This is a genomic window from Brevibacterium sp. XM4083, assembly GCF_006489205.2.
In the GTDB taxonomy this organism is placed as follows: domain Bacteria; phylum Actinomycetota; class Actinomycetes; order Actinomycetales; family Brevibacteriaceae; genus Brevibacterium.
Genome location: NZ_VFYR02000006.1, coordinates 172,988 through 191,764, shown reverse-complemented (window position 1 = coordinate 191,764; position 18,777 = coordinate 172,988). Strand labels below are relative to the sequence as shown.

The 18,777-nt window shown below is 67.9% G+C and carries 21 protein-coding genes; 12 read left to right on the top strand and 9 right to left on the bottom strand.

Features of this window, described 5'->3' with window-relative positions:
• The first annotated feature begins 7 nt into the window (after positions 1-7).
• The 11 genes from FJ887_RS17705 to FJ887_RS17655 all read left to right on the top strand — a co-directional run bounded on the left by FJ887_RS17705 (position 8) and on the right by FJ887_RS17655 (position 10,282).
• Complete coding sequence (locus tag FJ887_RS17705) at positions 8-2,278, top strand: heavy metal translocating P-type ATPase (protein ID WP_084451522.1); 2,271 nt, start codon at positions 8-10, stop codon at positions 2,276-2,278.
• Between the two features lie 53 nt (positions 2,279-2,331).
• On the top strand, positions 2,332-2,583 hold the full coding sequence (locus tag FJ887_RS17700; protein WP_140954552.1) for a YHS domain-containing protein: 252 nt from the start codon (positions 2,332-2,334) through the stop codon (positions 2,581-2,583).
• A gap of 66 nt (positions 2,584-2,649) precedes the next feature.
• Positions 2,650-3,003: a metal-sensitive transcriptional regulator gene (locus tag FJ887_RS17695; protein WP_250786289.1), complete on the top strand. Its 354-nt coding sequence runs from the start codon at positions 2,650-2,652 to the stop codon at positions 3,001-3,003.
• A gap of 47 nt (positions 3,004-3,050) precedes the next feature.
• On the top strand, positions 3,051-4,193 hold the full coding sequence (locus tag FJ887_RS17690) for an FAD-dependent oxidoreductase (protein ID WP_140954551.1): 1,143 nt from the start codon (positions 3,051-3,053) through the stop codon (positions 4,191-4,193).
• 3 nt (positions 4,194-4,196) lie between these two features.
• Complete coding sequence (locus tag FJ887_RS17685; RefSeq protein ID WP_284711349.1) at positions 4,197-5,474, top strand: MFS transporter; 1,278 nt, start codon at positions 4,197-4,199, stop codon at positions 5,472-5,474.
• Positions 5,471-5,800 carry a ferredoxin gene (gene fdxA, locus FJ887_RS17680; RefSeq protein WP_075866897.1) on the top strand — a complete coding sequence of 110 codons (330 nt, stop codon included), beginning with the start codon at positions 5,471-5,473 and terminating at the stop codon, positions 5,798-5,800. The genes FJ887_RS17685 and fdxA overlap by 4 nt, the downstream gene beginning before the upstream one ends.
• A gap of 97 nt (positions 5,801-5,897) precedes the next feature.
• Entirely contained in the window at positions 5,898-6,509 is a 612-nt protein-coding gene (locus tag FJ887_RS17675; protein WP_140954901.1) for a YdhK family protein, read from the top strand.
• A 361-nt stretch (positions 6,510-6,870) separates the two neighbouring features.
• The gene (locus tag FJ887_RS17670; RefSeq protein ID WP_250786287.1) at positions 6,871-8,817 is read left to right on the top strand and encodes a heavy metal translocating P-type ATPase; all 1,947 of its coding nucleotides are present in this window, start codon (positions 6,871-6,873) and stop codon (positions 8,815-8,817) included.
• A 10-nt stretch (positions 8,818-8,827) separates the two neighbouring features.
• A complete protein-coding gene (locus FJ887_RS17665) occupies positions 8,828-9,133 on the top strand; it encodes a metal-sensitive transcriptional regulator (protein ID WP_140954549.1) in 306 nt (101 codons plus the stop codon).
• Positions 9,134-9,308: 175 nt separating this feature from the next.
• Positions 9,309-9,875, top strand: coding sequence for a DUF8185 domain-containing protein (locus FJ887_RS18670; protein WP_502799939.1), 567 nt, complete (start codon positions 9,309-9,311; stop codon positions 9,873-9,875).
• 41 nt (positions 9,876-9,916) lie between these two features.
• On the top strand, positions 9,917-10,282 hold the full coding sequence (locus FJ887_RS17655; protein WP_250786286.1) for an ArsR/SmtB family transcription factor: 366 nt from the start codon (positions 9,917-9,919) through the stop codon (positions 10,280-10,282).
• A 313-nt stretch (positions 10,283-10,595) separates the two neighbouring features.
• Here FJ887_RS17655 and FJ887_RS17650 read toward each other — a convergent pair whose 3' ends face one another.
• Positions 10,596-10,916: a hypothetical protein gene (locus tag FJ887_RS17650; RefSeq protein ID WP_090586853.1), complete on the bottom strand. Its 321-nt coding sequence runs from the start codon at positions 10,914-10,916 to the stop codon at positions 10,596-10,598.
• 198 nt (positions 10,917-11,114) lie between these two features.
• Between FJ887_RS17650 and FJ887_RS18460 the strand changes: the two genes are divergently transcribed.
• Complete coding sequence (locus FJ887_RS18460; RefSeq protein WP_282846388.1) at positions 11,115-11,237, top strand: hypothetical protein; 123 nt, start codon at positions 11,115-11,117, stop codon at positions 11,235-11,237.
• A gap of 206 nt (positions 11,238-11,443) precedes the next feature.
• On the opposite strand, the gene FJ887_RS17645 is transcribed toward FJ887_RS18460, so the two are convergent.
• The 8 genes from FJ887_RS17645 to FJ887_RS17610 form a co-directional block, all read right to left on the bottom strand.
• The gene (locus FJ887_RS17645; protein ID WP_250786285.1) at positions 11,444-12,361 is read right to left on the bottom strand and encodes a carbohydrate ABC transporter permease; all 918 of its coding nucleotides are present in this window, start codon (positions 12,359-12,361) and stop codon (positions 11,444-11,446) included.
• Positions 12,362-12,369: 8 nt separating this feature from the next.
• Entirely contained in the window at positions 12,370-13,350 is a 981-nt protein-coding gene (locus tag FJ887_RS17640; RefSeq protein WP_062637302.1) for a carbohydrate ABC transporter permease, read from the bottom strand.
• Between the two features lie 7 nt (positions 13,351-13,357).
• Positions 13,358-14,278 carry a phosphodiesterase gene (locus FJ887_RS17635; protein WP_140955816.1) on the bottom strand — a complete coding sequence of 307 codons (921 nt, stop codon included), beginning with the start codon at positions 14,276-14,278 and terminating at the stop codon, positions 13,358-13,360.
• Between the two features lie 18 nt (positions 14,279-14,296).
• Entirely contained in the window at positions 14,297-15,127 is an 831-nt protein-coding gene (locus FJ887_RS17630; RefSeq protein ID WP_005052798.1) for a tyrosine-protein phosphatase, read from the bottom strand.
• Positions 15,124-16,464: an extracellular solute-binding protein gene (locus FJ887_RS17625; protein ID WP_250786284.1), complete on the bottom strand. Its 1,341-nt coding sequence runs from the start codon at positions 16,462-16,464 to the stop codon at positions 15,124-15,126. The genes FJ887_RS17630 and FJ887_RS17625 overlap by 4 nt, the downstream gene beginning before the upstream one ends.
• A gap of 50 nt (positions 16,465-16,514) precedes the next feature.
• Positions 16,515-17,654 (bottom strand): ABC transporter ATP-binding protein, encoded by a 1,140-nt coding sequence (locus tag FJ887_RS17620; RefSeq protein WP_062637296.1) that lies wholly within the window; start codon positions 17,652-17,654, stop codon positions 16,515-16,517.
• A 102-nt stretch (positions 17,655-17,756) separates the two neighbouring features.
• Positions 17,757-18,347, bottom strand: coding sequence for an SIS domain-containing protein (locus tag FJ887_RS17615; RefSeq protein ID WP_005052796.1), 591 nt, complete (start codon positions 18,345-18,347; stop codon positions 17,757-17,759).
• Entirely contained in the window at positions 18,263-18,736 is a 474-nt protein-coding gene (locus FJ887_RS17610) for a MurR/RpiR family transcriptional regulator (RefSeq protein WP_164743636.1), read from the bottom strand. The genes FJ887_RS17615 and FJ887_RS17610 overlap by 85 nt, the downstream gene beginning before the upstream one ends.
• Between the last annotated feature and the right edge of the window lie 41 nt (positions 18,737-18,777).

Sequence of the window (18,777 nt, the reverse complement as noted above, 5' to 3'; positions counted from 1 at the left end):
GAAGAGGATGAGCACATCAGCGCCCCCCACCGGTGGGCCGGACATCGAGCTGGAGATCGGCGGGATGACCTGCGCCTCCTGTGCGAACCGGATCGAGAAGAAGCTGAACAAGCTCGACGGCGTCGCGGCCACGGTCAACTACGCCACGGAGAAGGCCAAGGTCACCGTGCCTGCCGGCTACGATCCGGCACTGCTGGTCGCCGAGGTCGAGAAGACCGGCTACACGGCTGCGCTGCCCAAGCCCAAGGACACCACGGCGAACACGTCGGAGACCGAGGCCGGGGAGGAGGAAGACACTGAGCTCACCTCGCTGCGCCATCGGCTAGTCGGCGCCATTGTGCTCACGGTTCCCGTGATCGCCATGGCCATGATCCCCGCACTGCAGTTCGTATATTGGCAGTGGGCCTCGCTCGCGCTTGCCGCCCCGGTGATCATCTGGGCAGCCTGGCCGTTCCACAAGGCCGCATGGACGAACCTCAAGCACGGCACCGCGACGATGGACACACTCATCTCGATGGGCACCTCGGTCGCACTGCTGTGGTCCGTCTACGCACTATTCTTCGGAACCGCTGGCACACCCGGGATGACGCACCCGTTCGAGTTCACGATCGCTCCCTCGGATGGCGCGGCGAACATCTATCTCGAAGTTGGCGCGGGCGTGACGATGTTTATCCTCGCCGGCCGCTACTTCGAGAAGCGCTCCAAGCGCCAGGCCGGGGCCGCGCTGCGCGCCCTCCTGGAGCTCGGCGCGAAGGAAGTCGCCGTGCTCCGCGACGGCGTTGAGGTGAAGATCCCCACCTCTGACCTCCAGGTCGGCGACGAGTTCATCGTTCGTCCGGGCGAGAAGATCGCCACCGACGGCATCGTGACCTCCGGCTCCTCCGCGGTGGACGCCTCCATGCTCACCGGCGAGTCCGTACCGGTCGAGGTCCGCGAGGGCGACTCGGTCACCGGTGCCACCGTCAACGCGGGCGGCCGCCTTGTCGTGCGGGCGACCCGTGTCGGCTCGGACACGCAGCTTGCGCAGATGGCGAAGCTCGTCGAGGACGCGCAGACTGGCAAGGCCGAGGTGCAGCGTCTGGCCGACAAGATCTCCGGCGTGTTCGTGCCGATCGTCATCGTCGTCGCGTTCATCACCCTCGGCGCCTGGCTGGGAGGCGGATTCCCCGTCGCCGCCGCGTTCACCGCAGCGGTCGCCGTGCTCGTCATCGCGTGCCCCTGCGCGCTCGGGCTCGCGACTCCGACCGCGCTGCTCGTCGGCACCGGCCGCGGGGCGCAGATGGGCATCCTCATCAAGGGCCCGGAGGTGCTGGAGTCCACCCGCAAGGTCGATACCGTCGTGCTCGACAAGACCGGTACCGTCACCAGCGGCAAGATGACCCTTACCGATGTGATCACCGAAGCCGGTGTGGACCGTGCCGAGCTGCTGCGCCTCGCGGGTGCGCTGGAGGACTCCTCGGAGCACCCGATCGCTCAGGCGATCGCCAAGGGCGCCACCCAGGAAGTCGGCCAGCTGCCCACGCCAGAAGACTTCGCCAATGTCGAGGGCAAGGGCGTGCAGGGCATCGTGGAGGGCACCCCGGTCGTCGTCGGACGCGAATCGCTGCTGGCCGATTGGTCGCAGAAACTCTCTCCGGAGGTCGCACAGGCGAAGGCTCAGGCCGAGGGTGAAGGCAAGACGGTCGTCGCGATCGGCTGGGACGGTGCTGCGCGCGGCATCCTCGTCGTCGCCGACACCGTCAAGCCCACGAGCGCAGAGGCGATCCGCGGGCTCAAGGAGATCGGCCTGACCCCGGTGCTGCTCACCGGTGACAATGAGGCCGTGGCCCGCCAGATCGCCGCCGAGGTCGGCATCGAGGAGGTTATCGCCGAGGTGCTGCCCAAGGACAAGGTCGACGTCGTCACCCGTCTTCAGTCCGAGGGCAAGATCGTCGCGATGGTCGGCGACGGCGTCAACGACGCCCCCGCGCTCGCGCAGGCCGACCTGGGCCTGGCGATGGGCACCGGCACCGACGTCGCGATCGAGGCCTCCGACATCACCCTGGTCCGCGGTGATCTGCGGGCCGCGGTCGACGCGATCCGTCTGTCCCGTAAGACCCTGTCGACGATCAAGACCAACCTGTTCTGGGCATTCGCCTACAACACCGCCGCGATCCCGGTCGCAGCGCTGGGCATGCTCAACCCCATGCTCGCAGGCGCGGCGATGGCGTTCTCCAGCGTCTTCGTCGTCGGCAACAGCCTCCGCCTGCGCGGGTTCAAGAGCGTCGCCACGAAGTGACGAACGAGAACCCACCCATCCACACGAATCCAGCAACGAAGGAACACCAGAGAATGAGCAGCTGCTGCAGCACGAACGAGACTAACCCCGCCACCGAGAACGGTGGACGCGAGAACCTGCTCGGCGGGGGAGCCGATGACATGACCACCTGCCCGGTCATGGTCGGAACCCCGGTCAGCAAGAAGACCGCCGAAGCCGCCGGCCTCTACCGCGACTTCGACGGCGAGCGCTACTACTTCTGCTGCGCCGGCTGCGGTCCCGCGTTCGATTCGGATCCGGCCAAGTACGCCGCCAACATGGCGTAATCCACCAGCGTGCTGGGTGCCGCGGCACCGCTGCGGCACCCAGCCACCTGATCGGAGCGAACCGACATGACCACTACGACCCCCACCACCGAAACCCACCTCGACACCTACCCCGCAGGAGGCGACGGCGACGCGTCCGACCACGGATACATCAGCGACAAGACGAAGTACCGCAATCGCCTGCGACGCCTCGAAGGCCAGATCCGCGGCATTGATCGGATGGTCGACGAGGACCGCTACTGCATAGACATCCTCACCCAGATCTCCGCAGCCACCAGGGCACTCGAGAACGTCGCCCTCGGCCTGCTCGACGATCACCTCAAGCATTGCGTCCTCGACGCCGCAGTCGCCGGCGGACCAGTCAGCGAGCAGAGGCTCGGCGAGGCATCCGAGACCATCGCCCGCCTCGTTCGCTCCTGACGCCGACGCACCAGTTCGACCACGACCAGCAGTCCAGGAGTTCCTCTATGACCACCCAGCACGTCCTCATCCTCGGCTCGGGAGCAGCCGGGGCCGCAGCCACCCGCACTCTCGCCTCACGCGACGATGTCCGGGTGACGCTGGTGACCCGCACCGGGGAGACGCCCTATACGCGGATGCTCATCAAGGGAATCGCGTTCGGTCCGACACCGCCGGAGATGATCAAGCTCCCGCTGCCTCAGATCGAGGTCATCGCCGACACCGTGCTCGAAGTCGACACCTCGGCGAAGCAGGTCCGGCTGACCTCCGGCGCACAGGTCTCCTACGACGCGCTCATCGTCGCGACCGGGAGCATGCCCCGTTCCCTGCCCGCTGACGTGTTCGGCGACGACGCCGGACAAGGGCGGGTCACCGCTCTTCACTCCGTGGAGGATGCCCTCGGCATCCGAAAGTTGCTGACCGGCCTGGGACGGCCGGCGCGCGTGGCGATCTACGGCGGCGGAATCATCGCAGCCGAGACCGCCTCGTCGCTGCAAGCCGACGGACACATGGTCACGCTGGTCTCTCGCAGTTCCGTTCCCGGCATCGGAGCGTTTGGGGCGCCCGTGGCTGAACGCCTCGCCGCCGACCATGCCGCCAAGGTGCAGACTCGATTGGGTCGCACTCTCCAGCATGTCGACGAAACAGAATCCGGTGTCGCCATCACCCTCGACGACGGCGATCCTATTGTGGCCGACTTCCTCCTCGTTGCGCTCGGCACGACGCCCGCAGCCCCGTCACCGTGGACGAACGGCATCGACGTCGACGATCACCTCCGCGCCGCAGCAGACCACGTCTACGCCGCTGGAGGTGTGGCCACGCATCACGACGAAGCACTGGGCGCCTGGCGCATCGACCATTGGGAAGACGCCGCCGCGCAGGGTGCGCACGCCGCACAGGCCGCATTGCACGACCTCGGCATCAGCGACGATCCGGGCACCTACCTGCCACGCAGCCCCTACATGGCGATGGTCTACGGTCAGATGATCTCCGGAGTCGGATACACGGCCGGCACAAACACCTACCTGGAAGCCGGCGAGGAGTTCATCGTCCGCCACGAGACCGACGGTATGGTCGTCGGCGTCACCGGCATCGACGCGGTCGGCACCGTCTACCAGTGGGGACAGCAGCTCCACGGCGTGCAGGCCTAGGCGATGGCGGGAGACTGTACCAGGCAGATCCCACGGCGGGGCTTCCTGCTCTCGCTGGCAGCGACCATTCTCATGATGGCGGCTGCCAGCGCGCCGTCGTTGTTCTACCCCCAGATCGCCGAACGGCTCGAGCTCGTTCCCGTCGCCACCACATTCGTATTCGCGGTCTACACCTTCACCCTCCTGGCCGCGCTGCTCTACCTCGGACCGCTCTCCGATTACATCGGCAGACGTCCGGTCGTAACCGCCGGTTCCCTGGCACTGGCACTGAGCCTGGCCATGTTCTGGTTCGCCGGCGGCCTCGCGACACTCCTGGTCGCACGCGCTCTGCAAGGACTCGCAGCGGGTCTGCTCATCCCGGCCCTGTCGGCGATGATGATCGACTTCGAGCCGCCGTCGCATCCGAACATCGCAGCCCTGTGGAACACGGTCGGGCCGATGATCGGTCTCGGGACCGGGGCACTCGGTGCTGCGCTTCTCCTCGATCTCACCCCCGAACCGACAGCTGCGGTCTTCGGCCTGCTCGTGCTCGCCTTCCTCATCGTGGCAGCGACGGTGTGGATCACACCGGAATTGGTCCCCAAGACCCGGTTACGACGTGGCGACCTCCGCCCGCGGTTCACCGTGCCACCGCACCTGCGCCGCATGTTCACCGCCGGTGTGCCCGCGATCATCGCCGGGTGGGCGACCAACGGACTCTTCCTCGCGCTCGGAGCCGGCCTCGTCGGCAGTGAGCTCGGGGGCTCCACGCACACCCACGCGGGCATCGTCATCTTCGCACTGGCGATCTCCGGAGTCACCGCCTCGTCCGTCCTGCAGCGGCGTTCCGCCCGCACCATCAGCCTGTATGCGACCAGCGCCCTGGCATTCGGCACCGCAGTGAGCATCGGCGCCCTCGCACTCGGTTCCTACCCGGCCTACGTCGCGTCGGTCGCGATCGTCGGTTCCGGGTTCGGCACAGCGTTCCTCGGGGTGTTGCGCACACTCATGCCCCACACGGCATCGTCGGAACGCGCCGCCGTGATGGCTGTGATCTACACGCTCGCCTACCTGGCATTCGGTGTGCCCACCATTGTCGCCGGGTTGCTCGTGCCGGTGCTCACCCTGTCAGGAACCATGACAATCCTCGGTGCGATCATCATCGCCCTCAGCCTTGCAGCCACCGTCCTGCGCCTGCGCATCCCGCAGGCGCTCGCAGGCCCGGCAGAGACTGACGACCTCCCCGAGCCTCCCACTGACTCTCACCGCCGATCCGCACCCGACCGAGAAGAGCAGCCATGACCTATGTGATCGCGCTTCCCTGCGTGGACGTCAAGGACCGCGCCTGCATCGACGAATGTCCTGTCGACTGCATCTACGAGGGCGAACGCTCGCTCTACATCCATCCCGACGAATGCGTTGACTGCGGAGCCTGCGAACCGGTCTGTCCCGTCGAGGCCATCTACTACGAAGACGACCTGCCCGACGAATGGTCTGATTACTACAAGGCCAACGTCGAGTTCTTCGACGAATTGGGTTCTCCCGGTGGAGCCGCGAAGATCGGACCGGCGGGCTTCGACCATCCCCTCATCGCCGCATTGCCCATCCAACATGAGCAGTCCCTCTGAGAAGGACAATTCGATCTATCCACACCGGTACAACGCGCGATCCTTGACTAGTACCCCCTGGGGGTATAGGGTAGGCACAATGATGAAAGGAGCTGACATGCAGGGGAGACTGCGAGCAGGGCTGGCAGCAGGAGTGCTCGGAGTGACACTCGTGCTCGCCGGTTGCGGCAGCGGAGCAGACGAAGACCAGCAGACCGACCCTTCGGCTACTGAGGAGCATCAGGGCCACGGCGGCGACAACGCAGAAAGCGGTGATAAGGAGATGGATCACTCGATGGAGCACCCGATGGACGGCGGACCGGCACCCGAGGGTATCGCCGAAGCCAGCGACCCCGCCTACCCGGTCGGCACAGAGGTACAGCTCACGGCCGACCACATGGAAGGCATGGACGGTGCGACGGCGACGATCTCCGGCGCATTCGACACGTACACGTACTCCGTGAACTACACGCCCGCAGGTGGCGGCGCCCCCGTCACGGACCACAAGTGGGTCGTGCAGGAAGAAATCGAGGATGCCGGCGACGAGCGCCTGGCCGATGGCACAGAGGTGACGCTGCTCGCCGAGCACATGGAGGGCATGGAGGGTGCGACGGCCACCATCGCTTCGTCCACCGATGAGACGGTCTACATGGTCGACTACGAGACGGACGGCATGAAGATGACGAACCACAAGTGGGTCGTCGAGAGCGAGATCCAACCAGCGTCCTGAGCCGACGTTCGCTTGCCCGGCGACCGGGTGAGCGGCAATCGGCATGGCTCGATGACGGAGGAGAGGAACGATGACGGACCCGAACTCAAACCAGCACCACGGTCACGGAACCGATGCACCCGCTCACGGCGAGCATCACCACGGGTCTGTGTCCGCGCACGCCTCGGCGGAGGCGCACGGCACGCACGAGGGTCAGCACACCGGGCACCAGGGCCACGCCATGGACCACGGGCAGCACTCAGACCACACGGGCCTCGACGAGCACGGCGGCCACGGTGAGCACGCCCAGCACGGTGGCCACGGAGATCACAGCGGCCATGGCGGGCACGGGGACCACGTTGGCCAGTTCCGCCGGCTGTTTTTGATCAACCTCGTCATCGCCATCCCCGCGGTCACCCTCTCGCCGATGTTCGCCATGCTGCTGGGCTACGAGGTCCCCGGCTGGGCGGGCTGGGTCGCCGCGGTACTGGGCACCGTCATGTACGTCTGGGGCGGCAGGCCCTTCCTCACCGGCGCAGTCAGCGAGTTGAAGTCCCGCAAGCCCGGGATGATGCTGCTCATCGCTCTGGCGATCACGGTGGCCTTCTTCGCCTCCTGGGCCGCGACCCTCGGGCTCGTCCATCACGAGCTGGAGTTCTGGTGGGAGCTGGCGCTGCTGATCGTGATCATGCTGCTGGGCCACTGGATCGAGATGCGCTCCCTGGCCCAGACCACCTCGGCGCTCGACTCGTTGGCGGAACTGCTGCCCGACGAGGCCGAGCGCGTTGAGGGCGAGAGCGTCGTTAAGGTGGCCCCAGCCGACCTCGGCGTGGGCGACGTCGTGATCGTGCGTCCCGGCGGCAGCGTCCCGGCCGACGGCACCATCGTCGACGGCCGCGCCGACATGGACGAGTCCATGATCACCGGCGAGTCCCGCCCGGTCTCTCGGGGCGAGGGCGAGACAGTCACTGCCGGCACCGTCGCCACGGACTCCGGCCTGCGGGTGAAAATCACCGCCACCGGCGACGACACCGCCCTGGCCGGCATCAACCGGCTCGTCACCGAGGCCCAGAACTCCTCCTCCCGCGCCCAGCGGATCGCCGACAAGGCCGCGGCCTGGCTGTTCTGGTTCGCCCTCGGCGCGGCGCTGGTCACCGCAGTCGTCTGGACGCTCATCGGCATGCCCGACGAGGCCGTGGTCCGTACGATCACCGTGCTCGTCATCGCCTGCCCCCACGCCCTCGGCCTGGCGATCCCGCTCGTGGTCTCCATCGCCACCGAGCGCGCCGCCCGCGGCGGCGTGCTGGTCAAGGACCGCCTCGCCCTGGAGTCCATGCGGCAGGTCGACGCAGTGCTCTTCGACAAGACCGGCACACTGACCAAGGGCGAGCCCACCGTCACCGGCGTCGAACCGACCGGCGACCTCGACGCCGACCAGGTCCTCGCCCTCGCGGCCTCGGCCGAGGCCGACAGCGAGCACCCGCTCGCCAAGGCCATCGTCACCGCCACCAAGGACAAGGGACTCGCCCTTCAGCAGGCCAGCGGCTTCTCATCCTCGCCCGCCGTCGGAGTCACCGCGACCGTCGCCGGCCAGGAGGTCCGCGTCGGCGGCCCCCGGCTGCTTGAGGAGACCGGCCAGGACGAGGTCGGCACAGCCGAAGAATGGCGCTCTGAGGGCGCGATCATCCTGCACGTCCTCCGCGACGGCCAGGTGGTCGGCGGCCTCAAGCTCGCCGACGAGGTCCGCCCCGAATCCCGCGACGCCGTCGACGCCCTCCACGCCCTGAGCGTCGAGGTCGTCATGATCACCGGCGACGCAGAGGCAGTGGCGAACGAGGTCGGCAAGGAGCTCGGCATCGACCGCGTCTTCGCCGGCGTCCGCCCCGAGGACAAGTCCGCCAAGGTCGCCCGATTGCAGCACGAGGGCAAGAAGGTCGCCATGGTCGGCGACGGCGTCAACGACGCCCCGGCACTGGCCCAGGCCGATGTCGGCATCGCGATCGGCGCCGGCACCGACGTCGCGATCGCCTCGGCCGGGGTCATCCTCGCCAGCTCCGACCCCCGGTCGGTGCTCTCGATCATCCAGCTCTCACGACGCGCATACGGCAAGATGAAGCAGAACCTGTGGTGGGCAGCCGGCTACAACCTCATCTCCGTGCCGCTTGCGGCCGGTATCCTGGCACCGGTGGGATTCGTCCTGCCAATGTCGATCGGCGCGATCCTGATGTCGGCCTCCACCGTGGTGGTTGCGCTCAACGCCCAACTCCTGCGGCGCATCGACCTCACACCCGAAGCCAGCACGCGTTCCGTCCTGGAACGCCAGAAGTAAGGACATGCCCATGTCTCTCGACACTGATCCTCATCAGCACGGATACATCAGCGACAAGGAGCGCTACCTCGGCCGCATGAAGCGCATCGAGGGTCAGGCCCGCGGGATCGCGAAGATGATCGATGAGGAGAAATACTGCATCGACATCCTCACCCAGGTATCCGCCCTGACCCGCGCCCTCCAGGGGGTCGCGACCGGTCTACTCGACGATCATCTCAAGCACTGCGTGCTCGATGCAGCGAAGCTCAGCGACGAGGCGGCCGTCGAGAAGATCCAGGAAGCCACGGACGCCATCAACCGGCTCGTGCGCTCCTGATCTCGGACCCCGACGGCCGCGTTCCAGGACACGGCGGGCACAAACCCTCACGATGCCAGCGCGCCTGATCCTCGCCGACGCGCCGTCCGCCCGCGATGCGCTCACCTTCGCTCAACGGGCCGCGTGGGCCGGCGCCCACGGCGTGCGCTTGTAGGCCGCGGCCGGGCTGCTGTGCATGAGTGCGGCTGCGCTAACGCCCCGTGGTCCGCTCGACCGCACCCCTACGATCCTCGTCCTTCGCGCGCTCCGCTCCGACGCCGAGCTGCAGTGCGACGTCACCGTCGAAACCCTGACCGCGACCGTCGACCCCCTGGCCCTCGAACTGCCGGAGACCTCGCTGGCACCCACCTGGACCAGCGTCGAACCCCCGCAACACGGGTGGAGACACATTGCGGTTGTGTCCAGTCTGACGCTGATGCGTAGCGCCCGTGCCGGCATCGAGGCCGTCGCCCAAGCACTTCCCGACAAACCCGGCGACGATGTCGTCCGCAAGATCCGGGGCATGGTCTGGGGTACCCCGGACACAGCCCTCTCGTCGCTGCCGCAAGGCGTCGCGTTCGCCGCCTACGTCTTCGGGTTCCTCAGCGCCGGAGGAGAGGCCGCGATCTCCACCGCCGGCCGTTGGACGCGGTTGACCCTCCCGACTGGACACGTGCTCCTGCGCGGGCCCGTCGTCTCTGGCCTCACCTCAATCCGCCGCACCCGGCCACGCGTCTCCGAGTCCTTCACACCAATCGGATGATACTTGATACCCCATAGGGGTAATGGGTAAGATTGGTGACTATGAGAGAGGCTGAACACGCGCACGCCACGTATGACACACCGCACCTGGATGTGGCGGTCGAAGTCTTCGCGTTGCTGGCGAATCCGGTGCGAGTGAAGATGATCCTCGCCATTCGCGACATCGAGGTCTCTGCCAATCACCTGGCGGACATCGTCGACCTTCCCATCGACCAGACCTCCCACGAGCTTGACCGTCTGGAGTCGCCCGGGATCGTGAGTCGGCAGCGACGCGAGTCCGGCGACTTCTACCTATCGACCGGTGTGCATGCCGGGGCGCTGGCTGAGGCTGCGATCTTCCATGCCGAGCATCAGCAGCAGGAACGCATTCGTGCGGGTTCTCCCACCTCGAACTCGCGACCGAACTGACGAAGGAGGCATCATGCCCCGTTTTTCCCGATTGACCCCTGAGACCGCAGTGGGGGCCTCACGAGACTTGCTCGGCGATCTCGTCGAGCGGCACGGCGGCTCTTCGGACATTCGGTGGGGGTCATGGGGTGAGGGCATGTACCTGATGCCCGAGCCGACAGCCAACCGGACAGCTGTGTTGGTCTAACGCGGTGCCGTGCGATCGGTTCAATGCGAGTGCCCGCGCCTCCACAACAGTGGGCGGCGGCTTCAACTCAGAAGCGCGACCCCGAGCCCAGTCGCAGGCCCGCGCCATTGCGATGGGTGCGGCTCGTCAGTTGGCGCCGGGGAGTCCTCGGGCTAGCGGGGACTGCAGCGGTGTGAGATGCGGGATCGGGATCGGCTTCGAACGCGTCGAGGCGACCTTCCCGCTCCGCTGCGCCATGGCAGTCAGTCGAACGTCTTCGCGCGTCGCGTGATGGCTGGCTCGCAGACCCGGCCGCATCCAGATCGCCTCGTACCCGCCGCTCGCCGCGCGCTCCACGTAGGCGATCAAGCGCTCGGCGCTTGCTTCGTCGATGCCGGCGTCGCACAGCCGCCAGGCGCCCTGGCCGAGCGGCTCGAACACCAGCCTTTGTTGATCTGCGGTGATCATCAGTACCTCCAGATCAACAATGCGCTGACAGCCGTCGTCTGCATCCCCCCTTGACAACGACCCTGGCTAACGCACGTCCGGGCGCGCGACGAGGGAAGCCTGCACGTCGAATACGACGACGACGGTGCTCCGGAGCACGAGTACGCCGTACATGAGGTGACGCTAGTCCCGGTCCTTCTGCAGTGCTCCGTATATGAGTTGGTTCTCGACGGCGCATCCGATGAGCTCGCCGGACTCCCGAACGTTGAAGAGCGGGTCGGCGATTCGATCTACACCGACGCAGAGGACTACTACGTGACGGGACTGTGGGGCGACGATTGACTCGTGCGAGCGCGCGGTAGAAGCTTGGTCGGTCGTACGCGGCGCCAGCTTCGGCCAGCCATGGGAAGTCAACGAGTAGGGGCACGCTTGACGACGCCCGGAAGATCGCCCGCGACCTCCCGCTTGCGTTCGTCGCCCGCAAGGGGATCGGTGCAAGACGTCGCTGCTTTGGGTGGCTTGGTCAGTTCAGCCGTAGGGACGGTGCCTCACTTGAGTCCTGATCGCACGAAGGCGTCGACGACGTATCGCTGGAGGAACACGTAGATGAGCAGCACGGGCACGCAGGCGAGCCCGGCGGCGGCCATCGTCGCGCCCCAGTTGTTTYCCTCGGCGCTCAAGAAGCTGCGCACGCCGACCTGGATGAGTGCATCGCCCTGGCGCATGATGAGCGTCGGCCAGAGGTATTCGTTCCACGCCGAGATGAACGCCATGATCCCGAGCGCGGCGAGCGCCGGCTTCATGTTGGGCACGACGACGGTCCAGAGCGTGGCCCAGCTCGAGCGCCCGTCGAGGTGTGCGGCTTCGATCAGCTCGCGGGGGAAGGCGCGCATGTGCTGCACCATGAGCAGCACGGCGAAGGCTCCGGCGAGCTGGGGGATCACGACGCCCCCGACGGTGCCGAGCAGGCCCATCTGCGACACGAGCACATAGTTGGGGATCATCGTGACCTGGAACGGCACGAGCCACGACCCGATGAAGAGGAACATGAGCAGCTTGCGCCCGCGGAAGTCCCACATGGCGAACCCGTAGGCGGCGAGCACGGCGATGAGCAGCTGCGCCACGGCGAGCATGATCGACATCGCGAAGGTGTTCCACAGCATGTTGCCGATGGGGATGGTGTTCCACACGTAGGCGAAGTTCTCGAGGCTGAGCGGCCAGGGCAGCAGCGTCTGGTCGAGCGCGTTCTCGGGGGCGCGGAAGGCGGTGGCGAACATCCAGTACACGGGGAAGACACTGAACAGCGCGAGCATGATCAGCACGACGTGGCCGGCGATGGTGCCGAGGCGGGTGCGGGATGCCACGGCGACATCTTCCGCCGAAGCGGAAGCCGCCCGCACGCGAGCGCCCTTGTGCAGCACGGTGTCGGCGGCGAGCGCCGGCCCGGTGACGGTGACGAATGACATGGGTGGTCCTAGTTGTCGTAGAAGCTGAGCCGCTCCTGCAGCTCGAGGAAGATGAGTGCGATCACGCCGAACCCGACGAAGAAGATCACCCCGGCCGCCGACGAGATGCCCACGTCGAAGTTCTGGAACCCGAACTGGTACAGCAGGTAGTAGATGTTCGTGGTTGAGTTGGTGGGCCCGCCCTGGGTGAGCAGGTCGATGATCGGGTAGGTCCACTGCGCGGCGAGGAGGATCGTCATGAGCGACAGGAAGACCAGGGTCGGTGAGAGCAGCGGCAAGGTGATGCGTCCGAAGATGCGGCCGGCGCCGGCACCGTCGAGTGCGGCGGCTTGACCGTATTCGGGGCTGATGCCGGCGAAGCCGGCGGCGATCACGAGCACGCCGAAGCCCAGCATCTGCCACCCGACGATGACGATGACGGCCCAGATGGCGAGGTCGGGGTCGCGGAAGACGTTCGGCATGTCGACGCCGAAGTGCGCGAGCACGGTGGCGAATGCCCCCTGCTCGGCGAACAGCCACCGCCACACGGCGCTGGTGGCGACGGGGGTGATGAGGAACGGCACGAAGATCAGCGCCTGATAGAAGGTGCGCATTCGCCCCCGCACCTGCCGTGACATGACGGCGATCGCGATCGGCAGCACGAGCGAGAAGACGAAGAACGCGGCGATGTAGACGACGGTGTTCAGCAGCGCGGTGTGCAGCTCGGGCAGCGCCAGCACCTCGGCGTAGTTCGACCCGCCGACGAACGTCTTGGGGCTTGTGGGCAGCAGGTTCCAGTCGTAGAACGACAGGCCGAACGTCTGGGCGAGGGGACTGTAGGTCCAGAGGATGAGGAACGCGGTGCCCGGCAGCACATACAGGTAGGGCAGCAGGCTCTGGGGCCGAAAGCGCGAGCGGCGCACGACGGGCGCGGATGCCTCGGCCGGAGCCGCGCCCGCTCCCTCGGCCGGCGCAGCGGCGGCCGAGGGAGCGGAGACGGTGACGAACATGGGCTGACTACTCTCCCGCCGACGCGTTGACGGCGGCCGCGTTGACGGCGGCGAGCTGCTCGTCGGGGGTCATGTTCATGAACGCCTCGAGCATCTCGGGAGTCATCTCGTAGACGGTCGGGAACTGCCCGATCGGCACGACGGAGTGCAGCACCCGGTCGCCGTAGACGTGCACGAGGTTGTAGGACTGGCCGCCGTCCTGGCCGCGGGCACCGGGGTAGGCGACGGCGAGGTCCTGCGTGTAGCAGGTCGCCGACGCGACCGACACGGGCACGCCCGCGAACGTGCTGGTGGTCGAGTAGTGCAGGTGACCGCCCAGGATGCCGCGCACGTCGGTGCCCCGGATGACCTCGGCGAGGCGCTCCTGGTCGCGCAGCTCGATCAGGGCGACGAGCCCGATCGGGCTCGGCACGGGCGGGTGGTGCAGCGCGATGAGGGTGCCGTCGGGCGCGGGGACTTCGAGCTCGCGGCGCAGCCACGCCAACTGCTCGTCGCTGATCTCGCCGTGGTGCTGCCCGGGCACCGTCGAGTCGAGCGCGATGATGCGCAGACCGTTGACGTCGTAGACGCGGTCGACGGGCTCGGACTGGTCGGCCTCCTCGTCGAGCAGGCCGCGGCGGAACGCGACGCGCTCGTCGTGATTGCCCATCACCCAGATCACCTGGGCACCGAGCTTCTCGGCGGCGGGCTCGACGATGGCCCGCAGGCGCTCGTAGGCGTCGGGGCGGCCGGTGTCGGCGAGGTCGCCGGTGAACACGATCGCTTCGGGGCGGGCGTTGGCCTTGGTGAAGCCGTCGAACAGCTCTGCGAGGTTCTTGTCACTGTCGATGCGCTCGTGCAGCAGGTCGCCGTCGCCCACGAAGTGGGTGTCAGAGACATGCAGGATGAAGTGCTCGGGAGCGGGATGCTGGCTCGCGATGTGCGACATGGTGTGTGTTCCTTCCGATCAGACCGCGGTGGCGGCGGGGTCGATGATCACGGCGGTGAGACGCTCGAGCTCGGTGGGGGTGAGTCCGTGGGCGAGGAGGTAGGCGCTGATCGACCCGTGCTCGCGGTCGATGCGCTCGAGCAGCGCCTCGAGCACCTCGGCGGGGCTCTCGGTGATGAGTTCGACCATTCCCGCGGTCAGTTCGATGCCGCGCTGTTCGAAGACGGCGGTCATCGCGTCTGACCACTCGCCGCGCAGGTTCTCGGCGGTGGCGGCGTAGTCGGCCACGACGTCGTCGCGGTCGACCCCGGCGGCGGCGAGCGCGAAGGCCACGACGAGACCGGTGCGGTCTTTGCCGGCGGTGCAGTGCACGAGCACCGCGTCGTCGTCGTCAGCCGCGATGATCACCCGGATCGCGTCGACCAGCTGCGCCCCGCGCTCGTCGACGATGTGGTCGTAGACGGGCACGAGTCCGACGTGCGTGGTGGCCTGCGCGGCCGGGTCGGCGTCGTCGAACACGGGCAGGTGGTGCACGGTGACCTCGAGCCCGTCGACCGCGCTCGGCGCTGTGGCGCGCTCGTCGCCGCCGCGCAGGTCGATGATGTGGGCGACGCCGATCTCGGCCAGCCGGTCGCGACCGGTCGCGTCGATGCGGTGCAGAGCATCTGACCGCAGCAGCTTGCCCCACCGGCTGGTGCCGCCGGCTGCACGGTAGCCGCCGGTGTCGCGCAGGTTGTAGAGGCCGGCCACGGCGTGGCGACGCTCACGAGGCGCCGCGGTCGCGGCATCCGGCGACGAAGCGGCCGCGGCATCCGTCGCCGAAGGCGTCAGGTCGAGGTCGATGGTCATTCGATCAGCCCCTGCGCGCGCTCGGCGGCCTCGGTCATAGTGGCGGCCGGGTCGGCGCCGTAGAAGACCGCGTCTTCGATGGCGGTGGCGAGCACCTGGTCGACCTGGGCGTAGCTGTCGCCGGGGTACGACACCCACGGCTCGAGCGCGTCGAGCTGCTCGAGGTTGGGCTTCACGAGCGGGTTGGCTTCGACCCAGTCATAGAGCGGTCCGCCCTCGTCGGCCATGCTGCTGCGCAGCGGTAGGTACCCGATCTGGGTCGAGATGATCTCGTAGGCGCGGGGGCTGGTCATGAACTGCATGAGCTCCCACGCGGCGGCCTGCTTGGCGGGGTCGGTGGCGAACATCGCGAGGAACGAGCCCGAGTTGGTGGGCACGACCGCCTGGTCTCCGAACGCGGGCAGGGTGTGAGCGTCGAGGGTCCAGCCACCGGCCTCGGCGCCCATCATGAACGCGCCCTGCACGCCCGAGCTGTTGACGTGGATCGCGGTCTTCCCCTGCGCGAACGCCTCGTACTGGCTGGTGAAGTCCTCGTTGGTGAGCACGCCGTCCTCGTACATCTCGGTGAAGGTCGCGACCGTATCGATCGCGGCGTCCGAGCCGAACTCGATCGTCGTGCGGTCATCGCTCAGCACCTGGGCGCCGTTCGAGAGGAAGAGGCCCTGCATGCACCAGCTGCCGCCGGTGATCACGCACGACACGCTCATCGAGGGGGCACCGGTGGACTCGGTGATCTGCGCGGCGGCGTCGGCGACAGCATCCCACGTCGACAGATCGACGGTCTCGGGGTCGAGGCCTGCGGCGGTGAACTGGTCTTCGTTGATCCACAGGATGGGAGTCGAGAAGACGTAGGGCAGGCCGTAGGTGGCGTCGTCCCAGTCGGCGAGCACGGCGGCGCGCTCGTGGTAGGGGTAGTCGCCCCCGAACTGATCGGCGAGGCCCTCGTCGCCCACGAGGGTGCTGAGGTTCTGCGCGCCGAGGGTGGTGGCGGCGAAGTCGAGCTCGTTGAAGGYCAGCTGCGCGATGTCGGGCGCTTGCCCGGCGAGCAGCTGCTGCTGCACGCTCGCGGCGGTGCTGGTCGACGGGCTGGGCTGGCCGACGACGGTAATGTTCGGGTTCTCGTCCATGAACTCGTCCAGCAGCTGGTTGATGGCATCCGACCCGGTGCCGACGTTCGCGAGGTTGTACGACTCGAAGACGATCTCGACCTGCTGGTCGTCGGTCAGCTCGGTGAGCGAGCCGGATGCCGCGGGCGCGCTGCCTGCGCATCCGGCGAGGGCGGCGGCGCCGACGATCGCCGCGGTGGCGAAGACGGCGCGACGGGCACGGGTGTTCATGATTTCTCCTGGGTAGGGGTGAGGGGCAGAACGAAGGGAGGGAAGGCGGCTCAGGCGGTGACGAGCTCGTGCGCGGCCGGGTCGGCCACGGGTGCATCGGCGACCCACTCGAGCCGGCGGCCCGAGGCCCGGTCGAACAGGTGCACGTTCTCGGGCGCGGCGGTGAGCACGATGTCGTCGCCGGGGGTGGCGATGACCTCGCGCGAGGTGCGCACGTAGACCTCGCGCCCGGCGACGAGGCACGTGACGATCTGCTCACCGCCGAGGTTCTCGACCAGGTCGATGCGGCCGGCGATGCGCACGCCCCGGGTGTCGGATGCCGCGTGCGCAGACGCGATCGTGAGCTTCTCGGGCCGCACGCCGAGCACGACATCGAGGTCGGGCACGTCTCCCGGCCACAGGCCGCCGGCGATGCCGTCGGCGGTGACGGCGATGCTGCCGTCGATCGTGACGATGCGGGCGTCGACGAGGTTCATGGCCGGGCTGCCGAGGAAGCCGGCGACGAACACCGACTCGGGCCGGTCGTACACCTGCTCGGGGGTGCCGTACTGCTCGATGCGGCCGGCGTTGAGCACCACGATTTTCGTCGCCATGGTCATGGCTTCGACCTGGTCGTGGGTGACGTAGACGAACGTGGCGCCGAGGCGCCGGTGCAGGGCGGTGAGCTCGTGGCGGGTCTGGGTGCGCAGCTTCGCGTCGAGGTTCGACAGCGGCTCGTCCATCAGGAACGCCTTGGGGTTGCGCACGAGGGCGCGGCCGACGGCGACGCGCTGGCGCTGCCCGCCCGAGAGCTCTTTGGGCTTGCGGTCGAGCAGGTGGCCGATCTCGAGGCTGTCGGCGACCTCCTGCACGCGGGTCGCGATCTCGGCGGCGCCGAGGCGCTGCGTCTTGAGCGGGAACGCGAGGTTCTTGCGCACGCTCAGGTGCGGGTAGAGCGCGTAGCTCTGGAAGACCATCGCGAGGTCGCGCTTCTTCGACGGGAGGTCGGTGATGTCGTCGCCGTCGAGGTGGATGCGGCCGGCCGTGGGCTCGAGCAGGCCGGCGATCATGCGCAGCAGGGTGGTCTTGCCGCAGCCCGAGGGGCCGAGCAAGACGACGAACCCGCCGTCTTCGATGATCAGGTCGATATCACTGACGGCGGCGGTGCTCTTGAAGGAGCGACCGACACCAGAGAGCTGGATCGTTCCCATGAGTCGCCTTCTGCAAGCGACCTGACGAACCGGGGCCTTCCCGCGAAATCCGCTTGCAGAGCTATTGCAATCGAGGAAAGTGAATTTCCTGCAAACGGAGTGTCAACGCCCATCGCCGTGGTCGATAACGTCTGGCACGTCGGATGCCTCGGCGTCGGAGCCGTCGTCGGCGACGATGTCGAGCACCTCTTCGCGCACCGCGAGGCGCGCGCGGTCGGCGGCGTCGCTCATGCGGTCGGCGACGGCGATCTGCAGGGCGTTGAGCACGAGCAGCTGTACGAGCCCGCTGCCGAGAATGCCTTGATCCCACGCCTGGAAGCGCGCACCGGCGACGAGCAGGTGGTCGGCGCGGGTGGTGAGCGGGGTACGGGCGAAGCTCGTGACCCCGATCACGGTGGCGCCGGCGTCGACGGCGGCGTCCGCAACCGCGAGGGTCACCGAGTTGGCGCCACTCGAGCTGACGATGAGGCACACATCACCGGGGGCGAGCACGCGGGCGGTGAGGTGGGCGACCACGCCGTCAGCGGGCGCTTCGCAGGGCCGGCCGTTGACGGCGAACGCGACGGCCGACGCCTGGGCGGCGGCGTGCGAGGCGCCGGTGCCCGAGATCAGCAGGCGCGGCGCGCGGGCGATGGCGTCGGCAGCGGCGTCGAACGCGACCGGGTCGATCGAGGCGAGCGCGGTCTGCAGCATCCCACCCGCCCCTCGGCCAGCCACCGCAGAAAGCCCTCGGTGCCGGCGGGTGCGTCGGGCGCGGCGGTGGCGTCGGCGGCGAGGTCACGCACGAGCAGCATGCGCAGGTGCTGAAAGCTGCGCAGCCCCAGCGCCTGGGCGGTGCGGCTGACGGTGGCCGGCGACGTGTTGGCGGCTTCGGCGAGGTCGGCGCCCGACATGTCGACCACGTCGTGGGGTCGCTCGGCGCAGATGCGGGCGACGCGCTGCGCGCTCGGTACGAGCGACGGCAGGATCGAGAGGATGTGGTCGATGGTTCCGCCGAGCGGCGGCTCGTTGAGGGGCGAGTTCATGTAGCCGGTGATCACCTTTCGGGTTCGCCGCACATCGTATGGGCGCAATGCGACCACGACCCCAACCATAGGTGAACGCAGCGTTCATCGCCTCCGCT